Source organism: Bartonella sp. AP40SXNS, from assembly GCF_042195825.1.
GTDB lineage: Bacteria > Pseudomonadota > Alphaproteobacteria > Rhizobiales > Rhizobiaceae > Bartonella.
In genome coordinates this window covers 21,131-27,434 of record NZ_JBHIPB010000017.1, presented here as the reverse complement: position 1 = coordinate 27,434, position 6,304 = coordinate 21,131, and the positions used below count along the sequence as shown (strand labels likewise).

The window sequence follows — 6,304 nt, the reverse complement described above, 5'->3', positions numbered from 1 at the left end:
TCTTCCCATGATCAACGTGACCAATCGTACCAATATTAACATGCGGTTTTGTTCGTTCAAACTTGCTCTTCGCCATTTGAGCTCTCCATTTTCCGTCCAAACCAAGGACTAAGTTAAAAATTAATTACCAACCTGAAATTACGCGTATTTCTTTTGAATCTCCAAAGCAACAGCCGAAGGTACAGGCTCGTAATGATCAAACTGCATTGTATACTGCGCACGCCCCTGACTCATAGAGCGAAGAGTATTCACATAACCAAACATATTTGCTAAAGGAACCATTGCATTCACAACCGTTGCAATGCCGCGTGCTTCAGTTCCTGAAATCTGTCCCCGACGAGAATTGAGATCACCAATAACATCACCAACATAATCATCTGGTGTAACAACTTCCACCTTCATGATCGGTTCAAGAAGCTGTGCACCAGCCTTCTTTGCCCCATCACGAAAAGCCGCACGAGCAGCAATCTCAAAAGCCAAAACCGAAGAATCAACATCGTGATAGCCACCATCAATGAGAGTCGCTTTTACACCAAGCATAGGAAAGCCCGCAAGAGGACCTGACCCCATAACACTCTCAATCCCTTTTTGGACACCAGGAATATATTCTTTAGGAACAGCACCACCAACAATCTTTGACTCAAAAATAAAATCATCACCATCATGAGGCTCAAAAACAATTTTCACACGAGCAAATTGACCGGCACCACCCGATTGTTTCTTATGCGTATAATCAATTTCCGCCATTTTAGTAATTGACTCACGATAAGCAACTTGAGGCTGCCCAACATTTGCTTCAACTTTAAACTCGCGCCGCATACGGTCGACAATAATGTCAAGATGAAGTTCACCCATTCCAGCTATAATAGTTTGACCTGATTCTTCATCCGATTTAACACGAAACGAGGGATCTTCCGCCGCTAAACGATTAAGAGCAATCCCCATTTTTTCTTGATCTGCTTTTGTTTTCGGTTCAATTGCAATCTCAATAACGGGTTCAGGAAATTCCATCCGCTCCAAAATAACAGGCTTCAAAGGATCGCAAAGAGTATCACCCGTTGTCGTCTCCTTAAGCCCTGCAAGAGCAACAATATCACCAGCAAATGCCTCTTCAATATCCTCACGAGAATTTGAATGCATTTGAAGCATACGCCCCAAACGTTCCTTCTTCTTCTTCACAGTATTCTCAAGAGAAATACCCTTCTGAACTTTACCAGAATAAATACGACAGAACGTCAACGAACCAACAAAAGGATCATTCATAATTTTAAAAGCAAGCATAGATAGCGGAGCATCATCAGAAGATTCGCGTGTCGTCTCAGCCTCAGTCTTTACATCAATACCCTTAATCGCCGGGATATCAATTGGAGAAGGAAGATAGGAAACAACAGCATCCAAAAGTGGCTGCACCCCCTTGTTTTTAAAAGCCGTACCACAAAGAACCGGATGAAATTGAACTTCTACTGTCCCCCGACGAATGAGAGAAACAAGTTGCTCATTGGTTGGCATAACACCTTCCAAATAAGCCTCTGTCGCAGCTTCATCAACCTCCACGGCCATCTCAATCAATTTCTCGCGATATTCTTCAGCTTTCTCCTTTAAATCAGAGGGAATTTCACTTATTACCGCCGAGGCACCAATAGAACCATCCCACTTTAAAGCCTTCATTTCTACAAGATCAACAACACCTTCAAAGTCATTTTCAGCACCAATCGGCAACTGCAAAACAAGCGCTTTAGCACCCAACCGAGAGCCAACCATCTCCACACTACGATAGAAATCAGCTCCTATTTTGTCCATTTTATTAACAAAAACCATACGAGGCACACGATATTTTTCAGCTTGCCGCCAAACAGTTTCCGTCTGAGGCTCCACACCAGCATTTGCATCCAACAAGGCTATTGCGCCATCAAGAACACGCAAAGAGCGCTCAACTTCAATCGTAAAATCAACGTGCCCTGGCGTATCAATAATATTAAAGCGACGCTTCCGACCGTCCTGCCCTTCCCAAAACGTCGTTGTCGCAGCAGACGTAATCGTAATACCGCGCTCCTGCTCCTGCTCCATCCAATCCATTGTAGAAGCACCATCATGGGTCTCGCCAATTTTATGATTCTTACCGGTATAGAACAGAATACGTTCAGTCATCGTAGTCTTACCGGCATCAATATGCGCCATAATACCAAAATTACGATAATCTTCAATTTTATATTCGCGAGCCATTATATTTGCCTTAGTTTAAAACTTCTACCAGCGATAGTGAGAAAAAGCACGATTAGCTTCAGCCATACGATGAACATCTTCACGCTTTTTCACGGCAGAACCACGATTATTAGCCGCATCCATCAATTCACCAGATAAACGCTCAATCATCGTCGTTTCATTTCGACCACGTGCCGCCGCAATCAACCAACGAATAGCAAGAGCCTGACGACGATCAGGACGAACATCAATCGGAACTTGATAAGTAGCGCCACCAACACGGCGTGAACGAACCTCAATGTGAGGAGCAACATTCTCTAAAGCTCGATGAAATAGAGCCACAGGATCTGTTTTTACTCTTTTTTCTACAGAATCAAGCGCACCATAAACAATACGCTCTGCAACTGATTTTTTACCATCAAACATAATGGCATTCATAAATTTCATAATAACCAAATCACCAAATTTTGGATCTGGATTAATCTCACGCTTTTCTGCTCTATGACGACGGGACATTGGCTTTGTCTCTCAATATTATTTTGGACGCTTTGCGCCATACTTTGAACGACGCTGTTTACGATTCTTGACACCCTGCGTATCAAGCAAACCACGAATAATGTGATAACGAACTCCTGGCAAATCTTTCACACGACCACCACGAATCATTACAACAGAGTGCTCTTGAAGATTATGTCCCTCTCCAGGAATATAACCAATCACCTCGAATCCATTCGTCAAGCGAATTTTAGCAACTTTACGAAGAGCAGAATTAGGTTTCTTCGGTGTTGTCGTATAAACACGCGTACAAACACCACGCTTCTGCGGATTCGACTGCAGAGCAGGAACCTTATTACGTTTAACTGGCGCTACACGCGGCTTGCGAATCAACTGGTTTACGGTAGGCATGCAACCTTCCTCTTTTCGATCTACATTCGTCTCACCCAATCGGGCTTTTCTATCTTAATTTCCATCCACCCCAACAAAATCGGAACAGATATCTAAGTCTACACACAAAATCGGGCACACCTGCACAAAACAGTTCACCCGACCATAAGCAGAGAAGGCAATAGCCTTTTGCACTAGCATTTGCTTTTAATCTTCTTAACACCTGTGAATAATTTTCCGGCTCATATCCAAAACACCTGATTACATCCACATCGGTTATGTTCATTCCTAATAGCGAGAACACGTACATTCGTCAAGAACTAAACAGCAGAAAGTTTTTTAAAAATGAAAATAAATTAAATTTTAAAGCTTTAAATTTGCTTTTACCGCTACTCTTGATAAATTAATTTACCATAGTAATATCCCCTATAAACAAAAAAGATGTGACTGTAGTAAAACATAAATGCAGTAAATTGAATTGCATATTTGATATCTAATGATGAGCACCATGAAAATAGCAACGTGGAATATTGCTGGAATAAAAGCGCGACATGAAACATTATGTCAATGGCTGCAGCAAAGCCAACCGGACATAGTCTGTTTACAGGAAATTAAAAGTATTGATGAAAATTTTCCACGCGATACAATTGAAAATTTAGGTTACCATATAGAAACACACGGACAAAAAAGTTTTAATGGCGTTGCGATTCTCTCTAAAAAAACACCAGATGAAGTGATCCGTCGATTACCAGGCAATGATAATGATAAACAAACACGTTACATTGAAGCTGTTTATTCAACAAACAAAGGTGTTGTTCGTGTTGCATCTCTCTATTTGCCAAATGGGAATCCTATTGAGAGTGAAAAATATTCCTATAAGATAGAATGGATGGAAAGATTATATACACATGCAAAATCATTACTTGCGTATGAAGAACCTCTTATTCTAGCAGGTGATTATAATGTCATCCCCACTCCATTAGATGCAAAAAAACCTCAAGAATGGTATCAAGACGCCTTATTTCTTCGAGAAACAAGAAAAGCATTCCAATGTATTCTTCATTTAGGTTTTTATGATGCTATCCGGAATGTCACCGATACTCCCTCCTTCAGTTTTTGGGATTTTCAGGCGGGTGCTTGGCCTAAAAATAATGGGATTCGCATTGATCATTTATTATTATCACCAGAAGCTGTTGATCAATTAATTTGCGCTCATAGTCAAACAGAAGTAAGGGGATATCAAAAACCATCCGACCACGTTCCTGTTTGGATTCACCTTAATATCAATTAAGAAAGTACAATCCTCATTTCATGAGACAACAAAAAAATTCCACTCAAAAATAATAACTATGCTACAGCATATAAACAGTATATTTTAAGTACCTAAAATAAAAAATAAATGAATGGAGGACATAAATGAAGAAATCATTGTTAATGCTTATTGCAGCAACGGCCATTGGATTTACAAGTGTCGCACATGCTGAACATGATACGCTTGAAAAAATAAAACGAACAGGGGAAATTACTTTAGGTGTCCGTGAATCATCTGGTTTAGCCTACGCCCTTGGTAATAATAAATATGTAGGTTTTCATACAGAAATGGCAGAACGGATCATTGATGATATCTCAAAAAAAATTGGTAAACCAATTAAAATTCATTATCTTCCCATCACTTCTCAAAATAGAATTCCTCTCTTAAAAAATAAAACCTATGATTTTGAGTGCGGCTCAACAACAAATGATATTGCTCGCAGTAAAGAAGCAGCATTTGCTTATACGACATACATTGAAGAGGTTCGGATTGCTGTAAAGAAAAACTCTAACATTAAATCTCTTGAGGATTTAAAGGGGAAAACAGTTGCAACGACCACCGGTACAACATCTGTTCAACTTATTCGTAAAAATAAACGTGCAAAAAACATTCAGTTTAAGGTTTTAAAGGGGAAAGATCACGGAGATAGTTTTTTATTATTAGAATCTGGTAAGGCAGATGCTTTTGTCATGGACGCTTCAATTCTTGCTGGACATATTGCTAAATCAAAGAATCCATCTGATTATGTCATTCTTGATACTGTACTTTCAGTCGAACCTATTGCCTGTATGCTCAGATTACATGACAAAAAATTTGAACAAACAATCAACGATAGTATCGTACGTCAGATTAAAGATGAATCACTGGAAAAGCTTTATAATAAGTGGTTTATGAAACCGATCCCACCTGCTAACACTGTTATGAACCTTCCCTTATCAAAACAAACAAGATATGCTTGGGATCACCCAAATAATAAGCCTCGAGAAAGCTACGCAGAAAAAGATTTATAGAATCTAATAAAGAAGAACCACACTCTTTTGAAATTGAGTGTGGTTTATATTTTAATTCACTTTTTAATAAATTTGGCCTATGTAGATATGCTTGGTTTATTGCCCTATTTGTGAATGACTAATTTGAGGGAATATCAATTAATGGACTTTTCTTTCCTTTGTAGAGATGACCTTACTCAAACATTGGTAACAGGATGCTTGGGGACTCCCGGCGTGAGCCATACCTATTTAGATACACTTCTCGATGGCTTTAAAAATACGGTTATATTGTCTATCACTTCACTTATATTAGCTGTATTGTGTGGTGTTATTATAGGAACAATGCGCACTTTACCCAAAACATCCATAATCAATTATATATTTCGCACTATCGGTACTATTTGGGTAGAGATTATGCGTAATATTCCCCTCCTTGTACAAGTGTTTTTGTGGTATTTTGTTGTTCCGAAGATTTATCCACCAGCGACAAAATTTTCCCCCATTCTCTTAATAACATGCGCATTGGGATTCTTTACATCTGCACGCATTGCTGAACAGGTTCGTTCAGGCATTGAAGCGATTCCTTCTGGACAACGCTATGCTGCTATGGCAATGGGGTTTACAACTTATCAAAGTTATCGCTATATTATTCTACCACGTGCTATACGTGCAATTATGCCACCTCTTACTTCAGAAGCAATGGGGATTGTGAAAAATTCGTCTATAGCATTCGCCGTTTCAATAAATGAGCTCATGCAATTTCAATACCAAGCAATTGAAGAGGTAAGCCATGTTTACGAAAATTATTTACTTGTTACGGCTCTTTATATTCTAATAGCCTTATTTGTATTCATTGTGATGACAGTCATTGAACAAATACTCAAAATTCCTAATTTTCAAACAAAGGGAAATTGAA

Annotated in this window: 6 protein-coding genes and 1 pseudogene; 3 read left to right on the top strand and 4 right to left on the bottom strand. The window is 39.2% G+C overall.

The window, feature by feature from the left end:
• The 4 genes and pseudogenes from ACFILZ_RS08675 to rpsL all read right to left on the bottom strand — a co-directional run.
• Window positions 1-76, bottom strand: a pseudogene (locus ACFILZ_RS08675) (elongation factor Tu); the annotation flags it as partial.
• A 62-nt stretch (window positions 77-138) separates the two neighbouring features.
• Window positions 139-2,223, bottom strand: coding sequence for an elongation factor G (gene fusA, locus ACFILZ_RS08670; protein ID WP_375607436.1), 2,085 nt, complete (start codon window positions 2,221-2,223; stop codon window positions 139-141).
• Window positions 2,224-2,247: 24 nt separating this feature from the next.
• Entirely contained in the window at window positions 2,248-2,718 is a 471-nt protein-coding gene (gene rpsG / locus ACFILZ_RS08665) for a 30S ribosomal protein S7 (RefSeq protein ID WP_015856589.1), read from the bottom strand.
• Window positions 2,719-2,736: 18 nt separating this feature from the next.
• Window positions 2,737-3,108 (bottom strand): 30S ribosomal protein S12, encoded by a 372-nt coding sequence (gene rpsL, locus ACFILZ_RS08660; protein ID WP_005773262.1) that lies wholly within the window; start codon window positions 3,106-3,108, stop codon window positions 2,737-2,739.
• 487 nt (window positions 3,109-3,595) lie between these two features.
• On the opposite strand from rpsL, the gene xth reads away from it, so the two are divergent.
• The 3 genes from xth (at window position 3,596) to ACFILZ_RS08645 (ending at window position 6,303) form a co-directional block, all read left to right on the top strand.
• Window positions 3,596-4,378: an exodeoxyribonuclease III gene (xth, locus tag ACFILZ_RS08655; protein ID WP_375610897.1), complete on the top strand. Its 783-nt coding sequence runs from the start codon at window positions 3,596-3,598 to the stop codon at window positions 4,376-4,378.
• A gap of 125 nt (window positions 4,379-4,503) precedes the next feature.
• The gene (locus ACFILZ_RS08650; protein WP_375607438.1) at window positions 4,504-5,409 is read left to right on the top strand and encodes a transporter substrate-binding domain-containing protein; all 906 of its coding nucleotides are present in this window, start codon (window positions 4,504-4,506) and stop codon (window positions 5,407-5,409) included.
• Between the two features lie 141 nt (window positions 5,410-5,550).
• Window positions 5,551-6,303, top strand: coding sequence for an amino acid ABC transporter permease (locus ACFILZ_RS08645; protein ID WP_375610896.1), 753 nt, complete (start codon window positions 5,551-5,553; stop codon window positions 6,301-6,303).
• Window position 6,304: the final 1 nt, after the last annotated feature.

What these genes read in the sequence shown, in the direction of transcription:
- fusA (WP_375607436.1), bottom strand. Translation starts at nt 2,223, where the DNA reads ATGGCTCGCGAATATAAAATTGAAGATTATCGTAATTTTGGTATTATG.
- rpsG (WP_015856589.1), bottom strand. Translation starts at nt 2,718, where the DNA reads ATGTCCCGTCGTCATAGAGCAGAAAAGCGTGAGATTAATCCAGATCCA.
- rpsL (WP_005773262.1), bottom strand. Translation starts at nt 3,108, where the DNA reads ATGCCTACCGTAAACCAGTTGATTCGCAAGCCGCGTGTAGCGCCAGTT.
- xth (WP_375610897.1), top strand. Translation starts at nt 3,596, where the DNA reads ATGAAAATAGCAACGTGGAATATTGCTGGAATAAAAGCGCGACATGAA.
- ACFILZ_RS08650 (WP_375607438.1), top strand. Translation starts at nt 4,504, where the DNA reads ATGAAGAAATCATTGTTAATGCTTATTGCAGCAACGGCCATTGGATTT.
- ACFILZ_RS08645 (WP_375610896.1), top strand. Translation starts at nt 5,551, where the DNA reads ATGGACTTTTCTTTCCTTTGTAGAGATGACCTTACTCAAACATTGGTA.